Source organism: Frankia alni ACN14a, assembly GCF_000058485.1.
Taxonomy (GTDB): domain Bacteria; phylum Actinomycetota; class Actinomycetes; order Frankiales; family Frankiaceae; genus Frankia; species Frankia alni.
Genome location: NC_008278.1, coordinates 1177724 through 1197185 on the forward strand (window position 1 = coordinate 1177724; position 19462 = coordinate 1197185).

The following is a 19462-nucleotide window of genomic DNA, read 5'->3' on the forward strand; positions in this document are numbered from 1 at the left end:
GTCGCCGCGTTCGTTCCACGCTCGGGGTGCCTGTCGGGGTGCCGCCGGGACCGCCGCGTCGTGCCCCACCTGCACGCCGCCGTACGGGGAGAGACAGATGTCCGATGTCGTGGGATCCGATCCGCGGGTGCCCCACGCGGTGCCCGGCGCCGTGACGGACGTGGCGGCGCGGGCGGCGGGCCTGGTCCGGCTGCGCCTGGACATCGCCTACGACGGCACGCCGTTCGCCGGCTGGGCCCGTCAGCCTGGCCAGCGGACCGTGCAGGGCGACGTGGAGGATGCGCTCATCCGGGTCGCCCGGCTGGCGGCCGTGCGCCTGACGGTGGCCGGGCGCACCGACTCCGGGGTGCACGCCGCCGGGCAGGTCGCCCACGTCGACCTCCCCACGGACGTCCCGCTCGGCGGGCTCGCGCGGCGGCTCAACGGCGTCCTCGACCGGTCGGTCCGGGTCACCGGCCTCGCCCCCGCGCCGGCCGGGTTCGACGCCCGCTTCTCGGCGCTGTCCCGGCGTTACGTCTACCGCATCACCGACGCGCCGTTCGGCGCCGAGCCGCTGCGGCGGTTCGACACCCTTGCCTGGCCGCGGCCGCTGGACGTACCGGCGATGGCCTCGGCGGCGCTGCTGCTGGTCGGCGAGCACGACTTCGCGGCCTTCTGTCGTCGGCGGGAGGGCGCGACGACCGTGCGCACCCTGCTGCGCCTCGATGTGCTGCGCCGCCCCGACGGGGTGGTCGTCGCCGACGTCGAGGCGGACGCCTTCTGCCACTCGATGGTCCGGGCGCTCGTCGGGGCGTTGCTGGCGGTGGGAGAGGGGCGTCGGCCGCCGCAGTGGCCGGCCGCGGTCCTGCGCCGCGGACTGCGCGATCCGGCCGTCACCGTCGCCCCCGCGCACGGGCTGACGCTGGTCGAGGTGCGTTACCCCCCGGACACTGAGCTGGCGGCGCGGGCCGAGGTCACCCGGGCCGTGCGCGTGCCGACCACCCCGTCCGGCTGAGGTCTGCCGAGGCCCGTGACGTCAGCGGCGCGGACCGTGCCCGAGCACCGCCCGGTCGCCCATCGGCTCGGTGGCGAGCGTGGCAAGGTCGGTCTGGGCGTTGCGCAGCGCCGGGTCGGTGGCCGCGCCCGCGGTGCCGTCGACGTACGCGATCTGGGTGTAGACGAGATAGTGCCCGCGGCTCAGCGCACTGCGCCAGGAGTTGTTCCCGCCCGGCCCGGTGATCTGCGTGTTCTGGATCGTGCCGGCCGGGATCGGCAGCGGCACGATGCCGCCGCGGCCCTGGTTGAGCACCTGCGCGGCCTGGGTGGCCGTCGCGCTGGTGTCCAGGGAGAACACGGTCACTCCCGCGAGTACCTGCCGTGCGCCCGGCTGGGGATGGCTGAGGAACAGCGAGCGCACCACCTGCCGGCAGTGCGGGGCCTTCACCTGGGCGATCAGATCGCCGGTGAGGTTCGGGCAGCCGGAGTCGAGCTTGCGGGCGAGTCGCTGGTAGCCACGCCCGTCGACCGCGACGGACGACTCGGGGAAGAACTCCTCGGGGGTGATCGGATCCGCGTCGACCGCGGCGCTGTCGAGGAAGTTCGCCGGTATCGGCGGCAACGAGGCCGTCGCGGCCGGCGCGGCGGCGCCCTTGTCGTCCCCGCCGCGCAACGCGACGACCGCCACAGCCGCGATGAGTACCAGGACGGCTCCGGCGACGACGGCCAGCAGCCGCCGGGAACCGCTGACCCGGCCCGCCAGGCCGGATCGTCCTCCTCGCCCGGCCGCGGGAGGAGGAGGACCGGCGCCGGTGCGGCCGCCGGCGCCGTCGGGCTCGTCGGGGTAGCCGTCCCCGTCGGGGTCTTCGTCCCCGTCGGCGTACCTGTCCCCGTCGGGGTACTCGTCGCTGTTCGGGTACTCGTCGCTGTTCGGATACCCGTTGTTCGGATACCCGTTGTCCGGGTAGCCGCCGCCGGCTGCCTGGTTGTCCAGGTCGCCGAGGTCGGTCCAGGCGGGAGGGGCGGGCGTGTCGGTCGGGGAGCTGGTGCCGGACAGGGGATGCGGCTCGGTCTGGGGATGTGGCTCGGTCTGGGGATGCGGGTTGGTTCGGGGACCTGGGTGGGCGAGGGGGGTGACGCCGGTCAGCCGGCCGGGCGCGCCCGACCAGCCCCGGATCGACCAGCCGCTCGCCGGTTCGGACGGCGCGGGCTGCGCGCCCGACCGCGGTGGGAAGCCGGTGCCGGCTTCCGCGCCGATCCCTGGGGCAGCACTCGTCGGCGCGGCGTCGCCGGCCGCGGGTCGTTCCGATCGCGGTACGCCGAGGCCCACGGCCCCGGTAGCCGGTCGGGACGCCGGACGTTCGTGGCGGCCCGGCCAGGCCGCCGTGGCAGCACCCGGGTGCGTCCCTGCCGTGCCGGTGGATGCCGTGCCGGTGGACGCCTGATCGGTGGATGGCTGGTCGGTCGGGGACTGGTCGGTCGAGGTCTGGTCGAAGGACGGCCACTCGGACGCGGACGGCTCGGGCGGCGCGGCCTCGGACGAGGTCGACCCGGCCGGCCCCGGAGCCGAACTCGCGCTGGTGGCGAGGTGGTCGAACGAGAAGGCGTAGCTGCGGGGGCCGCCGAAGAGGGGATCGTCGCTCGGGGGCGTCCAACCGTCGTAGCTGACGTAGCGGCCGCGCAGGTCCTGGCCTCCGGATGACGCCGGACTCGGCAGATCGGGACCGGGCACACCGGCCGCGCCGGTGAGAGCCGCCGCGGCGGCTCCCGGGGGTCCGGACGGCCTGCCGGCGGAATCGATCGGGTCGTCCGGCCGGGCGGCGCGGTCCGGTCGGTCGCGCGGCGGAGTGCCCGACCCCGCGCGCGTCTCGTGTCCCTCGCCACCCAATTCAGTCATCTCGGTCAGAATAGCTAGCTCGCTGGAGGGTGCCAGCCCATCTGCGGGCATCCCCGCGCGGGCGCCCCGTCCGACGCCCGCCCGATACACTGGGCAGCCAGCGAGGTTTCGACGGGCCGGGTGGGTCGGGCGCGTGTGGTGCGGTTGGCGTCCTGACGGCGATGGCTGGTCGGGCCGCTCGGCGGTCCGCTCAGATCGCCTGGTAACCTCAAAGACTGCTGCGCGTGACACGTCCCGTCTGCGCGCTCACCATTCTTGACGAGATCCGCCCGAGGCCCCTCGGAGTTCCAGGCGGAGTCGTCCGAACGAGAAGGCAGACCTGTGCGCACGTACCAGCCCAAGCCCGCGGATGTCCAGCGTGTGTGGCACGTCATCGATGCCACCGACGTGGTGCTCGGTCGGCTGGCGACCCAGGCCGCCACGCTGCTGCGTGGCAAGCACAAGCCGTACTTCGCCCCGCACATCGACACCGGCGACTTCGTCATCGTCGTCAACGCCGGCAAGGTCGCGCTGAGCGGGAACAAGCGTCAGCAGGCCCAGTACCACCGGCACTCGGGCTTCCCGGGCGGTCTGCGCAGCACCTCGTACGGTGAACTGCTCGACACGCGGCCGCAGATCATCATTGAGAAGGCCATCAAGGGCATGCTGCCGAAGAACAAGCTCGGCCGCGCCCAGGGCACCAAGCTGAAGGTCTACGCGGGGCCGACGCACCCGCACGACGCTCAGCAGCCCACCCCGTTCGAGATCATCCAGGTCGCGCAGTAACCGCTGACCTCCTCCAGCCGGTCGGCGGGCGGTGTTGATCCGCTCCGGGCGCCGGCTACGGGAACCACGCATCAACCGAGGAAGGAACGCGACGTGGCTGTCGTGACCGACGTACAGGGCAACCCCCGCGCCACTGGGCGGCGCAAGGAGGCGGTCGTCCGCGTGCGCCTGCTCCCCGGCAACGGGAAGTGGACGCTCAACGGGCGGACGCTGGAGGAGTACTTCCCCAACAAGGTGCACCAGCAGCTCGTCAACGAGCCGCTGAAGGCGCTGGACAAGGCCGAGTCGTACGACATCGTCGCCCGGCTGCACGGCGGCGGGGTGTCGGGCCAGGCCGGCGCCCTTCGCCTCGCCATCGCCCGCGCGCTGACGCTGGCGGAGGAGGAGTCACGGCCTACTCTCAAGAAGGCCGGCTTCCTGACCCGAGACGCCCGGGTCAAGGAGCGCAAGAAGTACGGGCTGAAGAAGGCCCGTAAGGCTCCGCAGTACAGCAAGCGCTGACCTTGCGTCCCCCTCGTCGGCGCGCCCCCGCGATGGGCGCGCCTGCGGAGGGGACGGGTGCCGCCGGTGCGTGCCTCGGTCTCCGCCTGAACCTTCGACTTCATGGGAGACCTCAGTGACGAGGCTCTTCGGCACCGACGGCGTCCGGGGCGTGGCGAACGTCAACCTCACCGCGGAGCAGGCGCTGTCCCTGGCCTCCGCGGCCGTGGAGCTGCTGGGCGCGCCGGGCCGCTCTGCCGGGCCGGCGCAGCGGCCTCGCCCGCTCGTGGTCGTCGGCCGGGACACCCGTCCGTCCGGTGAGTTCCTCGAGGCCGCGGTCGTCGCCGGCCTGGCCGCCTCAGGTGCCGACGTCGCCCGCATCGGCGTCGCTCCGACCCCGGCCGTGGCGCACGCGGTCGCCGCCAGCGACGCGACCTTCGGCGTGATGCTCTCCGCCAGCCACAACCCGATGCCGGACAACGGCATCAAGGTGTTCGCCGCCGGCGGTCTCAAACTCCCCGACGAGGTCGAGGACGCCATCGAGCGGCGGATGGCGCAACCACCCGGCCCCCGACCCGTCGGTGCCGACGTCGGGCGGATCCGGGACGAACCAGGGCTTCTCGACCGCTACGCGGACCACCTGCTCGCCGCCCTTCCGGTGCGGCTCGACAACCTGCGGGTCGTCGTCGACTGCGCCCAGGGCGCGGCCTCGGCGCTCGCGCCGCGGGTACTGCGCGCCGCCGGCGCGGACGTCATCGCGCTGCACGCCGACGGCGACGGCGCGGCGATCAACGACGGCAGCGGCGTCACCCATCTGGACAGCCTGCGGGCGGCGGTTGTCGACCAGGCCGCCGATGTCGGCATCGCCCACGACGGCGACGCGGACCGCTGCCTCGCGGTGGACGCCGCCGGCGAGATCGTCGACGGCGACCAGATCCTCGCCATCTGCGCGCTCGCCCTGGCCGAGCGCGGCGAACTGGCCGACGACACGGTCGTCGTCACCGTGATGTCGAACCTGGGCTTCCACCACGCGATGCGCGAGGCGGGGATCACCGTCGTGACCACGCCCGTCGGCGACCGGTACGTGGTGGAGGCGATGCGCGCCGGCGGCTACGTGCTCGGCGGCGAGCAGAGCGGGCACGTCGTCTTCCTCGACCACGCCACCACCGGCGACGGGCTGCTGACGGCGCTGCGGCTGCTCGGCCGCGTCGCCGAGACCGGCCAGCCCCTCGGCGAGCTCGCCAAGGCCATGACCCGATTGCCGCAGGTGCTCGTCAACGTGCGCGGCGTCGATCGCACCCGGGTGGACACCTCACCGCAGCTGCGGGCGGCCGTCGCCGCGGCGGAGGCCGAGCTCGGCGACGGCGGCCGGGTGCTGCTTCGGCCCTCGGGAACCGAGCCGCTGGTCCGCGTCATGGTGGAGGCGGAGACCGACGCCGTCGCGCGGGACACCGCCCAGCGCCTCGCGGCCGTCGTCCGCGCCGCGCTGCCGGCGCCCCGCTGAGTCCGCCCTCGCCAACCCGCCGGCGAGGCCACGCCAGGACAACTCACCCGGTGTTCGGCCGGCCAGGTCCGCCCGCCCGGGGAACCTGCGTACGCTGAGTCGCATGTGCGGGATCATCGGGTACGTCGGTGACCAGTCGGCCCTGGACGTCGCGTTGAACGGCCTGCGGCGCCTGGAGTACCGCGGCTATGACTCCTCCGGCGTCGCGGTCGTCGGCGCCGGGGCCCTGCGGACGGCGCGGCGGGCCGGCAAGCTCGCCAACCTGGAGAAGCTGCTGGCCGAGAGCGCGGCGGCGGATCCGATGCCCGGGACGACCGGGATGGGGCACACCCGGTGGGCCACCCACGGCGGCCCGACCGACGCCAACGCCCATCCCCACACCGACTGCACCGGCGCGATCGCCGTCATCCACAACGGCATCATCGAGAACTTCGCCGCGCTGCGCGCCGAGTTGGAGGCGATCGGGCACGAGCTCGCCAGCGAGACGGACACCGAGGTCGTCGCCCACCTGCTGGAAGTCGAGCTGGGCAACGCCGCCGCCGCGCCGGCGGCGGCGATCCCGGAGGACGTCACCCCCCGGCCGACCCGCCCCGGCACGGCTCCCGCGTCCGCGTCCGTGCCCGGCTCGGGCGAGCCGGTCGGCCGCGTCGCGGAACCGGGGACGCACCCGTTGACCGTGGCGTTGCAGCGCGTCTGCCGCCGGCTGGAGGGTGCCTTCACCCTCGTCGTGCTGCACCGCGACTTTCCCGAGGTGGTCGTCGGCGCCCGGCGCAACAGCCCCCTGGTCGTCGGGCTGGGCACGGGGGAGACCTTCCTCGCCAGCGACGTCTCGGCGTTCATCGCCCACACCCGCGAGGCGCTGGAGATCGGCCAGGACCAGGTGGTCGAGGCCCGCCGGGACGGCGTCACCGTGACCGACTTCGCCGGGGAGGTCGTCGAGGGGCGCCACTACCACGTCGACTGGGACGCGGGCGCCGCGGAGAAGGGCGGCTACCCGTACTTCATGCTCAAGGAGATCAACGAGCAGCCGACCGCGCTCGCCGACACCCTGCGGGGTCGGCTGTCCGCCGACGGCGCGATCGTCCTCGACGAGGAGCGGCTGTCCGCCCAGGACTTCCGGGACGTCGACAAGGTCTTCATCGTGGCCTGCGGGACGGCCTACCATGCCGGACTGATCGCGAAGTACGCCGTCGAGCACTGGACGCGCCTGCCCTGCGAGGTCGAGATGGCCTCGGAGTTCCGCTACCGGGATCCCGTGCTGGACCGCTCCACCCTCGTCATCGCGATCAGCCAGAGCGGCGAGACGCTGGACACGCTGATGGCCGTCAAGCACGCACGGGAGCAGAAGGCCCGGGTGCTGGCGATCTGCAACACGAACGGGTCGACGATCCCCCGGGAGTCCGACGCGGTGCTGTACACGCGCTGCGGGCCCGAGGTCGGCGTCGCCTCGACCAAGACCTTTCTCGGCCAGGTCGCGGCCTGCCTGCTCGTCGGTCTGTACCTGGCGCAGGTGCGGGGCGTGCTCTACGGCGACGAGGTCGCCGCCTACGTCGAGCGGCTGCAGCGGATGCCCGACCTGGTGGAGCGGACGCTGGGCCGGCTCGAACCGATCCGCGAGCTCGCCCGCAGCCTGGCCGACGCCAAGGCCGTGCTCTTCCTCGGCCGCCACGTGGGCTACCCGGTGGCGCTGGAGGGGGCCCTCAAGCTCAAGGAACTCGCCTACATGCACGCCGAGGGGTTCCCGGCGGGCGAGCTCAAGCACGGGCCGATTGCGCTCATCGAACCGGGCCTGCCCGTGATCGTCGTCGTACCGTCACCGCGCGGGCGCGCGCACCTGCACGGAAAGATCGTTTCCAACATTCAGGAGGTCCGGGCGCGGGGCGCGCGGACCATCGTGATCGCCGAGGACGGCGACGTCGCGGTGGAGCCCTACGCCGACCATCTCATCCGGGTACCGGCGACGTCGTCCCTGTTCGCGCCCCTGGTGACGACCCTGCCGCTGCAGGTGTTCGCCTGCGAGCTCGCCCTCGCCCGCGGCCTCGACGTCGACCAGCCGCGCAACCTCGCGAAGTCCGTCACGGTGGAGTAGGCCATCCCCCGTGAGTCGCCTTCGGCGACTCACGGGGACCCCTGGCCTCGGGGTGGTAGCCGGTTTCCGTCAGATCGCCTTTGGCGATCTTCCTGGGTTGGTCGGCGGGGCCTTCGGCGACTCACGGGGACCTCTGGCCTCGGGGTGGCAGCCGGTTTCCGTCAGATCGCCTTTGGCGATCTTCCTGGGTTGGTCGGCGGGGCCTTCGGCGACTCACGGGGACCCCTGGCCTCGGGGTGGCAGCCGGTTTCCGTCAGATCGCCTTTGGCGATCTTCCTGGGTTGGTCGGCGGGGCCTTCGGCGACTCACGGGGACCTCTGGCCTCGGGGTGGTAGCCGGTTTCCGTCAGATCGCCTTTGGCGATCTTCCTGGGTTGGTCGGCGGGGCCTTCGGCGATTCGCGGGGCCTCTGGCCTCGGGGGCTGGGTCAGGGCGAGGGGGCGGCGCCGTGCTGGCGGCCGTGCCAGGCGACGGTGGCCTCCCAGAGCGCGTCGGCGACCGCCTCGTTGTCGTCCGCGGCGTCGAGCAGGGTCTCGACGAGCTCGGCGCGGGGGACACGGCTGAGGAACACCCGCATCGCGGCGTGCACCGGATCGTCGGTGAACAGCGAGCTCTCGCCGATGATCCCGCCGTTGTCCTCGTCGTCGTCGGCATCCTCGTCGTCGTCGGCGAGTCCCGCCGAGCCGGTGGCGACCAGGGCGACGGCGACCGCGTGGCGGCAGAACGAGCCGGTCGCCCCTTCGGGGCAGGTGCAGCCGGTGCGCGGCCCGTCGTCGGCGGCCTCCAGCCGGACCTCGTGCGGCCCGTCGTCGTCGACCGTGCCCGAGGCGTTGGTAGGCCGGATGCGCAGCTGCTCGACGCGGCCGAGCAGGGCCAGGTTCACCCCTTCGATGAACACGTCGGTACCCGCGCGCTGTGCGCAGGCACGTTCCTCGAAGGCTGCTTCGAGCGGGGTGACGGCGTCCCCGCCGTGCCCGTTCTCTCCGGACACAGAAATGATCACTGGTCAATCCTACGGAATGCGAGGGCGGATCGTACCGGCCAGGTCCCCGGCGTTACCAAGGCCGTCTTGTCAGACGTAGCATCGCGATATATCGTTAGCGTACGCGATAGCGAGCGGATGACCTCCGTTGGTCTTCCGTGGAGATGAAGGGCAAGATCATGACATCGCAGGCGATTCCAGGCCCATGGGGACCCTGGGGCAAGTGGGGGCGCGCGGCGGGTTTCGATCCCGCGCGGCTGTCGGAGTTCTTCGAGACGGTGGCCGGCTGGGCGGAGCGTGAGGCCGGCGGGTGCGGGACGAAGGAGTCGGCGGCTCGCGAGCGCACCAGCCGCACGGCGCGCGGCGGGCACGGCGGCGGGCGGCATGAGCACGGCGGACCCGGCGAGGGGCGGCCGCGCGGGCGCCGCGGCGGTGGCCCGGGCTGGCCGCCGTTCGGCGGCTTCCCCGGTCCCGGGTTCGGTCCCGGGTTCGGTCCGGGCTTCGGCGGGCCGGGTGGCTTCGGCCGTGGGCCGCGGGTGGGGCGCGGCGACGTCCGCGAGGCGTTGCTGGCCCTGCTCGCCGAGCAGCCCATGCACGGCTACCAGATGATCCGCGAGCTGGCCGAGCGCAGCGGTGGCACCTGGCGGCCGAGCCCCGGCTCGGTCTACCCGGTGCTGTCCCTGCTCGCCGACGAGGGGCTCGTGCGCGCGGAGGAGGCGGAGGGCAAGCGGGTCTTCCACCTCACCGACCTCGGGCGGGCCCACGTCGAGTCCCGGGTGGGGCACCGCAAGCCGTGGGAGACCGCCGCGGCCAGCGCCGACGACGAGCTGACCAGCCTGCGCTCCCTGGCCTTCGCGGTGGGTGCCGCGGTGGTCCAGGTCGCCCAGGCCGGGGACGACGCGCAGATCGCCGCCGCCCGGTCCCTGCTCACCGAGACCCGCCGCAGCCTTTACCGCATCCTGGCCGGCGACGAAGGCGAGCCGGCGACCGCGGAGGGGGCCCACAGCGCCGGGCAGGCCGCCGCCGGGAACGACGCCGCCGCGCAGGACGGTGACGGGACGGTGGACGGTCCCGCGTCGGGCTGGGATGCGAAGTCCTGACTCTGATCCCGGCCCCGGCCCTGGCCCTGGCCGGGGACTGTCGGGACCGCGGCTCAGGATCCGCCGGCGGGCCACCCCTTCGGGCAGGGCGAGGCCCTGATTCGAGGGGGTGCGCCCGGCCGCGGCGCGATCGGCGCGGCGCGGCGCACGGTCCACCGAGGGCCGCGGCACCGGTATGGGACGCTTGCGCGATGGCGGTGGTCGGTGTCGGCGTCGACGTGGTGGACGTGGACCGTTTCGCCGCGACGCTGTCCCGGACGCCGGGGATCGCGATGCGCCTGTTCACCCCGGCGGAGCGCGGTCTGGCCCGCCCGGAGCGGCTGGCCGCCCGGTTCGCGGCGAAGGAGGCCGTGGCGAAGGTGCTTGGGGCGCCGCCCGGGCTGGAATGGCACGACGCCGAGGTCGTCCTGGCCACGGGTGGGCGGCCGTCGCTGCGGATTCGCGGCACCGTGGCCGCCGCGGCGCAGCGGCTCGACATCGCCTCCTGGCACCTGTCCCTCACCCACGACGGCGGGGTCGCCATCGCGATGGTCGTCGCCGAGAGCTGACCGCCTTCCTACCGGCCAACTCTCCTGCTGACCGCCTTCCTGCGGCACCGGCCGCTCGGCGCGGGGCAGCATGGCGGCATGCGGAACGCGCACACGGTCACCCAGATCCGGGACGCCGAGGCAGTGCTGCTCGCCTGCCTGCCGCCCGGAGCCCTCATGCAACGCGCGGTGTACGGCCTGGTCGCCCATGTCGCCCGCCGCCTCGGCCACGTCTACGGCGCCCGGATCGTCGTGCTTGCCGGGGGCGGTGACAACGGCGGTGACGCCCTGTGGGCCGGCGCACGCCTGGCCGCGCGGGGCGCTCGGGTCGACGCCGTCGCACCCGGCCGCACCCATCCGGAGGGCAGCGCCGCCCTGCTCGCCGCCGGCGGCAGGCTGCACGGCCCCGCCTCGGAGCTCGACGACGAGACGCTGCGCGGACTGGTGGACCGCGCCGACCTCGTCCTGGACGGGTTGCTCGGCATCGGTGGCCGCGGCGGCCTGCGGGCGGACCACGCCCGGCTGGCGGCCCTCGCGCCGCCCGAGCGCACCGTGGCCGTCGACGTTCCCAGCGGCGTCGACGCGGACACCGGCGCCGTCACCGGACCCGCCGTGCGGGCCAGTGCCACCGTCACGTTCGGCACGCACAAACGCGGCCTGTGGCTGATGCCGGGCGCCGCCCACACCGGGCCGGTGGAGCTGGTCGACATCGGGCTGGCGCTGCCCGAACCCGACCTGCGGGCGCTCGACGACGCCGACGTCGCCGCCATGTTCCCGGTGCCGGGCCCGGAGTCGTCCAAGTACCGCCGGGGGGTCCTCGGCCTGGTCGCGGGCAGCGACGCCTATCCGGGTGCCGCCGTGCTCGCCGTCGGCGGTGCGCTGCGCGGCGGCGCCGGCTACCTGCGAGTCGTGACCGAGGGCCACGCCCTGACCGAGACGCCCGACGCCCACGCCCACGCCCACGATGACGGAGACGGAGACAGAGACAGAGCCGATGACGCCGGCGGTTCCGCGGTGGGTGTCGCCAGCCGGGCGGGGGAGTTCGTCCGGCTGGCGCACCCCGAGGCGGTGGTGACCGCCGTCCGGGCCGGGGACCGCGCGGCCATGCTCGCCGCCGGCCGGGTTCAGGCCTGGGCGATCGGCCCGGGACTGGACCCGGGGCCCGCGGTCCGGGAGCTGGTGGCCGGACTGCTCGGCACCGACCTTCCGGTCGTGGTCGACGCGGGCGCGCTCGACCCGCTGGCGGAGATCCTCGCGGCGGATCCCGCGGCGCTGCGTGACCGGGGCGCGCCGGTTCTCCTCACCCCGCACGAGGGCGAGTTCGGCCGGCTCACAGCCGCCGCCCTGGGCTGGGATCCCGACCGCACGACGGCGGACCTCGCGGCGGACCGCCTCGCCACCGTCCGGCGGGCCGCCGCGGCGACGGGCGCGGTGATCCTGCTCAAGGGCACCCGTACCCTGATCGTCGAACCGGCCGGGGCGGCCTGGGTGAACACGACCGGTTCCGGCTGGCTGGGCACCGCCGGCACGGGGGACGTCCTGACCGGGCTGATCGGCTCGCTGCTCGCCGCCGGGCTGCCCGCCGCCGGTGCCGGGGCGGTCGGCGCGTACCTGCACGGGCGCGCCGCCGAGCGGGCTGCCGCGCCGCTCGCCGCCGGCGACCTGCCCAACCTGCTGCCTCGGGTCATCGCGGAGCTGCTCGCGTAGCCGGTCGGGGGCACCCGGCGGGCGGTCACGGCGAGTAGCGTGGCGGCCATGAGCGTGCAGGGGCCAGGGGCGTCCGCCAGCAGCGAACCCCGGACGTATGCCGCCGTCGAGCTCGACGCGGTCCGTGATTCGGTGGCCGCTCTCGCGGCCCGCGCCGGCGACGCCGCCACCATGGCCGTCGTGAAGGCCGACGGGTACGGCCACGGCATGATTCCCTGCGCCCGGGCTGCCCTGGACGCCGGGGCGAGCTGGCTGGGCACGGCCGTCCTCGAGGAGGCGCTCGCGCTGCGCGCGGCCGGGATCACCGCGCCCGTGCTGTGCTGGCTCGCGACGCCCGGTGAGCGTTTCGGCGAGGCGATCTCGGCCGGCATCGACGTGTCGGCCTCCGCGTCCTGGACCCTCACGGAGATCGCCGCGGCCGCGCGGCTGGCTGGCCGACCGGCCCGGGTGCACCTCAAGGCGGACACCGGCCTCGGCCGGGCGGGGGCGATGCCCGGCGACTGGCCGGGGTTGTGTGACCAGGCCGCGGCGCTGCAGGCCGAGGGCGTGATCGAGGCGTTCGGGGTGTGGAGCCACTTCGCGTTCGCCGACGCCCCCGGGCATGCGACGGTGCAGGCTCAGATCGGGGCGTTCCGGGACGCGGTCGACATCGCCGAGAAGGCTGGGCTGGCGCCGACCGTGCGGCATCTTGCGAACTCCGCGGCGACCCTGGTCAGCCCCGAGGCCCACTTCGACCTGGTGCGGCCCGGGGTGTCGGTCTACGGGCTCTCCCCGGGCCCGGAGGTCGGCCCGCCCGCGCGGTTCGGCCTTCGGCCGGCGATGTCGCTGGTCAGCCATGCCGCGCTGGTCAAGCGGGTGCCGGCCGGCACGGGCGTGTCCTATGCCCACCGCTACACCACGGCGCGGGAGACGACGCTCGCCCTGGTACCGCTGGGCTACGCCGACGGCATCCCCCGGGCCGCCACGAACACCGGCGAGGTGCTGTTCGGCGGCCGCCGGCGGCGCATCGCCGGCACCGTCTGCATGGACCAGTTCGTCCTCGACGTCGGGGACGACGAGGTGGCCGCGGGCGACGAGGTGCGGCTGTTCGGCCCGGGCGACCTCGGCGAGCCGACCGCGGACGACTGGGCCGTGGCGCTGGGCACCATCAACTACGAGATCGTGACCCGGATCGGCCAGCGCGTCCCGCGCGTCTACGTCTGATCAGCCGCAGCCGCCGGAGGAGCAGCCGCCGCCGGTGGGGGCGCTGCCGCCGAGCGCGCCGCGCTCGATCCGGCGGCGCACCGGACGGGCGGCGGCCTCGGTGGCCTCCCGCTCGGCCTGCTCGATCTTCGAACGGGTGGTCAGCGTCAGCATGACCGGGCCGGGGGCGGCCGGGGCCGCCGCGGCGGGCGTCAGCTCCAGCTCCGCCTCCGGCTCGGACTCGTCGACCATCCCGAGCGCGGCGGCCCGCTCCGGGCCGGTCAGGCCGCGACCGGCGCTCACCGGGATGTCCTTGCTCCTGCGCCACGCCAGCTTCACGATTCCCGCCTCCGCAACGAAAACATCCACCGCCCCCACCGGGCGTCCCGGCCTCGTTCCACGGTAAGGGACTCCGCCCGGCTCGGCCCGGCCCGGCGGCCCGGATGTGACCCGGCCGTGCTGTCGGTCGGCCGACCGATCGGACAGATGTCGGCCGTGCCGGGTCCGGGGAGACCGGTGGCTACACTTGGCTGGGAGTCGCGACTGGCGCACAGAGGTGGAACTGACCACCGGGGAGCGATGAGCGGGTCGGTGCCGTGCGCCTGGGTGCCTCCGGCCGGATGAGACCTGCCGGAGGTCAGCATGCACAATCCCCCGCTTCCCGAACTCACCGTCGCCGATCCCGAGCTCGCCGGGCTGGTCGAGGCCGAGGCCGCCCGCCAGCACGCGTCGATCAGGCTGATCGCCTCGGAGAACTACGTCTCCACCGCGGTGCTGGAGGCGTCCGGCTCCGTCCTGACCAACAAGTACTCCGAGGGGTACGTCGGCCGGCGGTACTACGAGGGTCAGCAGGTCGTCGACCCGATCGAGACGCTGGCCGTCGATCGGGCCAAGTCGCTGTTCGGCGTCGAGCACGCCAACGTCCAGCCGTACTCCGGCTCGCCGGCGAACCTGGCCGTCTACCTCGCCTTCGCCCAGCCCGGGGACACGGTCATGGGCCTGTCGCTGCCGATGGGCGGCCACCTGACGCACGGCTGGAGCGTGTCGGCGACCGGCAGGTGGTTCCGCAGCGTCCGCTACGGGCTGCGCGCGGACACCGGCCGGATCGACCTGGACGAGGTGCGCGACCTGGCCCGCACCGAGCGGCCGAAGATCATCTTCTGTGGCGGGACGGCGATCCCGCGGACGATCGACTTCCCGGCCTTCGCCGAGATCGCGCGCGAGGTGGGCGCGGTGCTCGTCGCCGACATCGCGCACATCGCCGGGCTGATCGCCGGCGGTGCCCACCCCTCCCCGGTCGGCCACGCTCCGGTGATCTCGACCACCACGCACAAGACGCTGCGCGGCCCGCGCGGGGCCATGCTGCTCACCGACGCCGAGCACGCCACGGCGATCGACAAGGCGGTCTTCCCGGGCCTGCAGGGCGGCCCGCACAACCACACCACGGCGGCCATCGCGGTCGCCCTGCGGGAGGCCTCGACGCCCGCGTTCCGCGACTACGCCCACGCGGTCGTGGCGAACGCCCGCGCGCTGGCCGAGGCACTGGTGGAGCGCGGGTTCGACCTCGTCACCGGGGGCACCGACAACCACCTCATCCTCATCGACCTCACCGGCAAGGACATCGGCGGAAAGCCGGCGGCCAAGGCGCTCGACGCGGCGGGGATCGAGCTGAACTACAACGCGGTGCCCTTCGACAAGCGCAAGCCGTTCGACCCCTCCGGCATCCGGCTCGGCACCGCCGCGATCACCACCCGCGGTCTGACCCCGGCGCACATGCCGGTGCTCGCCGGCTGGATCGACGACGTCGTCAAGGCCGCCGGTGCCGGCGACACCGCGACGATCGGCCGGGTCCGGGAGCAGGTCACCGAGTTGGTCAGCGGCTTCCCGATGCCCGGTTTCGCCTGATCGTCGCGGCGCTCCACGCGCGACCACGCTCCGACCCGCCGGGTCCGGAGCGTGGTTACGCGTGCGTCACGTGACGCCTGCTCCGGGCGCCCCCGCGGTGCATCATCGGTTCAGGGCAGCCCGGAGGAGGGAGCACCGATGGTGAGGACCGTGGGCCCGTTCGCGGGTTCCCGGGCGGCACGCGCCGCCACGGGATCGGTCGGTGTGGTCGGCGCGGCCGTCGCGGCCGGCCTGGTCGCGCAGCAGCGGGCGATCCGCCGCCGCCGCACCCGGCCGGACGGGCCGCCGGAGCCGGCGCTGGAGCCGATCGGCGGCCGTGTCGCCACGGTGATCGCGACCGACGGCGTGCCGCTGCACGTCGAGGAGACCGGTCCGCCGGACGCGCCGCTGACGCTGGTGTTCGTGCACGGGTTCTGCGTGTCCGCCGAGTGCTGGACCCTGCAGCACCAGGCCCTCGCGGACCTCGGCCGGATGGTCTTCTTCGACCAGCGCGCGCACGGGCGCTCCGGGCCGTCCGAGGTTGGCAACTGCACCATCGACGTGCTCGCCGACGACCTCTACCAGGTGATCCGCGAACGGGTGCCCGGCGGGCCGATCATCCTCGTCGGCCACTCGATGGGGGGCATGGCGGTCCTGGGCCTGGCCGACGCCCATCCCGAGCTCTTCGACGACCGGATCGTCGGAGTGGCGCTGCTGTCGACCAGCGCGTCGGAGCTGGCCCAGGTGACCCTCGGGCTGCCCGCGCTGGCGACGGCGGTGGTGCGTCGGGTGCTGCCCGGCATCGCCGTCGGCATGCGGCACACCTCGGGCCTGCTGGAGCGGGTTCGCGGGCGGGGCAGCGACATGTCCTGGGAGGTGACCCGCCGGATCGGTTTCGGCGCGACCGATCTGCCGCCGGCGGTGGTCACGTTCCTGGAGACGATGGTCTCGGACACCTCGGTAGCGGTGATCGCCGCGTTCCTGCCCACCCTGCTCGACAACGACCGGCTGGACGCCGCCGCCCGCCTGGTGGGGATTCCCACCGTGCTGGTCGTCGGCGACGCCGACCTGATCACCCCGGTGGCACACAGCCGGACGATCGCCGAGATCCTGCCCGACGCGGAGCTGGTCGTCGAGCAGGACGCCGGCCACGCCATCATGTTGGAGCGGCCCGAGGCGGTGAACGCCGCGATCCGCAGGCTGGTGCAGCGGTCACTCGCCGAGTTCTCGCTGCCGCTGCCCCGGTCGCGGTCGGGTCTCCCGCCCGCCTCGGTGGGTGCCGCCCCGGTCGGCGCCGCCGCGGATGGCGCCCCGTCGGCCGACCGGGCGGCGGTCGCCGACCGCGACGCCGGCGGGACGGCCGCCTGACCGGTCCCGGTCGACCCGGGCCCGCGAGGAGGTGATGGGCATGAACGCCGCCCGGCAGCGCGACGTGGTCGTCGTGCCCACGGCGGACCGGATGCGGGACTTCGGCGCCCGGCTGAGCGTGTTGCTGCGCCCGGGCGACCTGCTCGTGCTCTCCGGCCCGCTCGGCGCGGGCAAGACGGTCCTCACCCAGGGCATCGCCGCCGGGCTCGGCGTGCGGGAGACGGTCACCTCGCCGACGTTCGTGCTCGCGCGGATCTACCCGGACGGCCGGATCCCGCTCGTGCACGTCGACGCCTACCGGCTCGGCGGGGTGACCGAGGTCGACGACCTCGACCTCGACGCCGACGCCGACACCTCGGTGACCGTCGTCGAATGGGGCGCCGGGCTGGTCGAGGGGCTCGCCCAGGACCATCTCGAGCTCGTGCTCACCCGGCCCACCGCCGACGAGGCCGGCGAGACCAGGACGGTCCGCCTCGTCGCCACCGGCCCGAGCTGGGCGCGCCGGCTGCGCGACCTCGCCGCGGACTGAGCGCGCCGGCTGCGCGACCTCGCCGCGGACTGAGCGCGCCGCCTGCGTGCCGCCACCGCCGCGGATCGAGCGCGCGGCCTGCGCCGGGCCGCGGTGGGGCGGGTACCCGACGTGGCCGATGCGGCGGTCCGTAGTCTGGATGCGTGCTGGTGCTGGCCCTCGACACATCCACGGCCGCGTGCGCGGTGGCGCTCGCCGAGCTGACCGCCTCCGATCCCGCGCGGGCGGGGAGCGCGGCGGCCGGTGATCCCGCCGGCCCCGGCGTGCACGTCTGGCCGCGGGGCAGCGTTGTCACCGTCGACGCCCGCCGCCACGGGGAGCTGCTCGCGCCGTCGATGCGGGCGGTCCTCGACGAGGCGGGCGCGCGCCCGTCGGACCTCGCGGCCGTCGTCGTGGGGGCCGGGCCCGGGCCCTTCACCAGCCTGCGGGTCGGGATGGTGACCGCCGCGGCCTTCGCGGACGCGTTGGACATCCCCGTGCACGGCGTCTGCTCGCTCGACGGTATCGGCGCGGCCACGGCCGGCGCGGTCGGCGTGGTCACCGACGCGCGGCGCCGCGAGGTCTACTGGGCCCGCTACGTCGGCGGGGTCCGGGTGGGTGATCCCGCCGTGGGGCGTCCGGCGCAGGTCGCCCAGACGTTGCGGGAGCTCGGCGTCGGCGCCGTCACCGGCCCCGGCCGGGCGCTGTACCCGGAACCGTTCGCCGGGTTCGCCACCATCGACGACGACGTGACCGAGAATGACGCGACCGGGAATAGCGCGACCGGGAATGGCGGGGCGGCCGGGGCGGGCGCAGGCACGCCGGCGGGCGGGTATCCGCGTCCGGAGCTGCTCGTCGGTCTCGCCGGGGCGGACCTGCTGGCCGGTCGCGATCCGAGCGTCCTGGCTCCGCTCTACCTGCGGCGGCCGGACGCGACCGAACCGCACGCGCCGAAGCCGGTCAGGGTGTGACGCGGCGGCTACCGCAACCCGACGGCGTGGCGCCGAGCGCCGCCACGCCGATCGAACCGGACCGGAACCGAGCGCAGGACGAGAACCGCGAACGGGACCGGCTCCGTGCGTTGGGGCAGTACGGCGAGCGGGGGCAGGACGGCGACCGGGGGCCGGACGGCGAGTTGGGGCCGGACGGCGATCTGGATCTGGTGCTCGTTCCGATGCGCTGGTGGCACGTCGCCACCGTCGCCGAGCTGGAACCGACCGTCTTCGCCACCGACCCCTGGACCGCGGAGCTGTTCTGGTCCGAACTGGCCCAGGGCGACCAGCGGCATTACCTGACCGCGCTGTGGCAGCCCCGAGGGGCGGCCGCGCACGACCTGTCCGCGATCATCGGTTACGCGGGGCTGGCGCTCGCCGACGACGGCGCCTACATCCAGACCGTCGGCGTCGTGCCGCGGATCCGGGGCCGCGGGGTGGGCGCTCGGCTGATGATCGCCCTGCTGCGCCACGCGCGTCGGGCCGGGGCCCGCTCCTGCGGGCTGGAGGTCCGTACCGACAACCATGCCGCGCGGGCGCTGTACACCCGGCTCGGTTTCGTCGACATCGGCGTGCGCCGCGGCTATTACCAGCCCTCCGGCGGCGACGCCTACGTCATGCGGGCCAGACCGATCGACACGGTCGGATACGCCGCGCTGCTGGACGAGGTCGAACGCGCACTGCCCGGCCGGGTGCGCCTGGAGCCGTGACCGGCTCGCCGGGGCGCCCCGGCCGGTCGCGCTGACTCAGGCCGCCGCCCGCGCCCGCAGGGCGCTCTCGCCCGCGGCGCGGCTGCGCTCGTAGACGTCGGTGAAGTCGGCCAGCGCCGGGTTGACGGGGGCGAGCGTCATCTCCACCCGGACCAGCTCGACGTCGGTCGCCCCGAGCGACTCGAGGACGTGGGCGATGAAGGGGAGCTGGTGGTCCCAGCCCTCCTTGGGCGTGCCCACCCCGTACGAACCGCCCTGGGTGGCGATGACGGTGACGCGGTCACCGGTCAGCACCGACTCCGCCGGAGGCTGCTGCAGGGTGCGCCCGACCAGGATCACCTGGTCCACCCACGCCTTGAACGTGGACGGCACCGAGTAGTTGTACATCGGCAGCGACAGCAGGAGCTCGTCGGCGGCCTCGAGCTCGCCGATCAGTTCCTCGCGCAGCTTGACGCCCTCGGTCTGCTCCGGGGTGTGCTGCTCGGGCGGCGTGAAGGCCGCCGAGAGGGTGGCCCAGTCGAGGTGCGGCGGGGGCGTGAGGGCGAGATCGCGGTAGGTCACGGTGCCGTCGGGGTGGGCGGCGCGCCAGGCGTCGATGTAGGTGGCGGCCAGCGATCGGGAGGTCGAGCCCTCCTGAGCCAGGCTCGCGTCCACGTGCAGCAGGTTGGGCATTGCGGCGCCTCCGTTGTTCCACAGGTCGTCATAAGTTGAGATCTTCTGCTGTCGCGAAGATCTGTAGAGAGACTATCTGATGGATAAATCGTCTCTACAAGCACTCATCTGGGGGGAGATT

At 74.4% G+C, this 19462-nt stretch carries 18 protein-coding genes and 1 riboswitch; of the genes, 14 read left to right on the top strand and 4 right to left on the bottom strand.

The features are described from left to right. The first annotated feature begins 97 nt into the window (after positions 1 to 97). Complete coding sequence (gene truA / locus FRAAL_RS04840) at positions 98 to 994, top strand: tRNA pseudouridine(38-40) synthase TruA (protein ID WP_231861507.1); 897 nt, start codon at positions 98 to 100, stop codon at positions 992 to 994. 21 nt (positions 995 to 1015) lie between these two features. On the opposite strand, the gene FRAAL_RS04845 is transcribed toward truA, so the two are convergent. Beyond that, on the bottom strand, positions 1016 to 2872 hold the full coding sequence (locus FRAAL_RS04845; protein WP_231861508.1) for a hypothetical protein: 1857 nt from the start codon (positions 2870 to 2872) through the stop codon (positions 1016 to 1018). Between the two features lie 321 nt (positions 2873 to 3193). Here FRAAL_RS04845 and rplM point away from each other — a divergent pair, with 321 nt between their 5' ends. The 4 genes from rplM (at position 3194) to glmS (ending at position 7710) form a co-directional block, all read left to right on the top strand. Next, positions 3194 to 3637, top strand: coding sequence for a 50S ribosomal protein L13 (rplM, locus tag FRAAL_RS04850; protein ID WP_041938851.1), 444 nt, complete (start codon positions 3194 to 3196; stop codon positions 3635 to 3637). 93 nt (positions 3638 to 3730) lie between these two features. Further along, the gene (gene rpsI, locus FRAAL_RS04855; protein ID WP_011602322.1) at positions 3731 to 4138 is read left to right on the top strand and encodes a 30S ribosomal protein S9; all 408 of its coding nucleotides are present in this window, start codon (positions 3731 to 3733) and stop codon (positions 4136 to 4138) included. Between the two features lie 115 nt (positions 4139 to 4253). Further along, positions 4254 to 5621 carry a phosphoglucosamine mutase gene (gene glmM / locus FRAAL_RS04860; RefSeq protein ID WP_041938852.1) on the top strand — a complete coding sequence of 456 codons (1368 nt, stop codon included), beginning with the start codon at positions 4254 to 4256 and terminating at the stop codon, positions 5619 to 5621. 103 nt (positions 5622 to 5724) lie between these two features. Continuing rightward, on the top strand, positions 5725 to 7710 hold the full coding sequence (gene glmS / locus FRAAL_RS04865; RefSeq protein ID WP_011602324.1) for a glutamine--fructose-6-phosphate transaminase (isomerizing): 1986 nt from the start codon (positions 5725 to 5727) through the stop codon (positions 7708 to 7710). 426 nt (positions 7711 to 8136) lie between these two features. Here glmS and FRAAL_RS04870 read toward each other — a convergent pair whose 3' ends face one another. Then, complete coding sequence (locus tag FRAAL_RS04870; RefSeq protein WP_041938853.1) at positions 8137 to 8712, bottom strand: SWIM zinc finger family protein; 576 nt, start codon at positions 8710 to 8712, stop codon at positions 8137 to 8139. Positions 8713 to 8870: 158 nt separating this feature from the next. Here FRAAL_RS04870 and FRAAL_RS04875 point away from each other — a divergent pair, with 158 nt between their 5' ends. The 4 genes from FRAAL_RS04875 to alr all read left to right on the top strand — a co-directional run bounded on the left by FRAAL_RS04875 (position 8871) and on the right by alr (position 13228). Continuing rightward, positions 8871 to 9791 carry a PadR family transcriptional regulator gene (locus tag FRAAL_RS04875; RefSeq protein ID WP_041940175.1) on the top strand — a complete coding sequence of 307 codons (921 nt, stop codon included), beginning with the start codon at positions 8871 to 8873 and terminating at the stop codon, positions 9789 to 9791. A gap of 191 nt (positions 9792 to 9982) precedes the next feature. Continuing rightward, positions 9983 to 10339, top strand: coding sequence for a holo-ACP synthase (locus FRAAL_RS04880; protein ID WP_011602327.1), 357 nt, complete (start codon positions 9983 to 9985; stop codon positions 10337 to 10339). Between the two features lie 78 nt (positions 10340 to 10417). Next, complete coding sequence (locus FRAAL_RS04885) at positions 10418 to 12025, top strand: bifunctional ADP-dependent NAD(P)H-hydrate dehydratase/NAD(P)H-hydrate epimerase (RefSeq protein ID WP_011602328.1); 1608 nt, start codon at positions 10418 to 10420, stop codon at positions 12023 to 12025. Positions 12026 to 12073: 48 nt separating this feature from the next. Beyond that, entirely contained in the window at positions 12074 to 13228 is a 1155-nt protein-coding gene (gene alr / locus FRAAL_RS04890; RefSeq protein ID WP_041938854.1) for an alanine racemase, read from the top strand. Here the strand turns inward: alr and FRAAL_RS04895 are convergent, their stop codons facing one another. Then, positions 13229 to 13576 carry a hypothetical protein gene (locus FRAAL_RS04895; protein ID WP_231861509.1) on the bottom strand — a complete coding sequence of 116 codons (348 nt, stop codon included), beginning with the start codon at positions 13574 to 13576 and terminating at the stop codon, positions 13229 to 13231. A gap of 160 nt (positions 13577 to 13736) precedes the next feature. Beyond that, a riboswitch (ZMP/ZTP riboswitch) is annotated at positions 13737 to 13822 on the top strand. A 27-nt stretch (positions 13823 to 13849) separates the two neighbouring features. Between FRAAL_RS04895 and glyA the strand changes: the two genes are divergently transcribed. The 5 genes from glyA to rimI all read left to right on the top strand — a co-directional run bounded on the left by glyA (position 13850) and on the right by rimI (position 18669). Continuing rightward, entirely contained in the window at positions 13850 to 15112 is a 1263-nt protein-coding gene (gene glyA / locus FRAAL_RS04900) for a serine hydroxymethyltransferase (protein ID WP_011602332.1), read from the top strand. Between the two features lie 138 nt (positions 15113 to 15250). Next, entirely contained in the window at positions 15251 to 16459 is a 1209-nt protein-coding gene (locus FRAAL_RS04905; RefSeq protein WP_041938855.1) for an alpha/beta fold hydrolase, read from the top strand. A gap of 40 nt (positions 16460 to 16499) precedes the next feature. Continuing rightward, positions 16500 to 16988 carry a tRNA (adenosine(37)-N6)-threonylcarbamoyltransferase complex ATPase subunit type 1 TsaE gene (gene tsaE, locus FRAAL_RS04910; protein WP_011602334.1) on the top strand — a complete coding sequence of 163 codons (489 nt, stop codon included), beginning with the start codon at positions 16500 to 16502 and terminating at the stop codon, positions 16986 to 16988. 143 nt (positions 16989 to 17131) lie between these two features. Then, a complete protein-coding gene (gene tsaB / locus FRAAL_RS04915; RefSeq protein WP_011602335.1) occupies positions 17132 to 17938 on the top strand; it encodes a tRNA (adenosine(37)-N6)-threonylcarbamoyltransferase complex dimerization subunit type 1 TsaB in 807 nt (268 codons plus the stop codon). Between the two features lie 164 nt (positions 17939 to 18102). Beyond that, positions 18103 to 18669 (top strand): ribosomal protein S18-alanine N-acetyltransferase, encoded by a 567-nt coding sequence (rimI, locus tag FRAAL_RS04920; RefSeq protein WP_041940176.1) that lies wholly within the window; start codon positions 18103 to 18105, stop codon positions 18667 to 18669. Positions 18670 to 18705: 36 nt separating this feature from the next. On the opposite strand, the gene FRAAL_RS04925 is transcribed toward rimI, so the two are convergent. Further along, a complete protein-coding gene (locus tag FRAAL_RS04925; protein WP_011602337.1) occupies positions 18706 to 19341 on the bottom strand; it encodes an FMN-dependent NADH-azoreductase in 636 nt (211 codons plus the stop codon). Between the last annotated feature and the right edge of the window lie 121 nt (positions 19342 to 19462).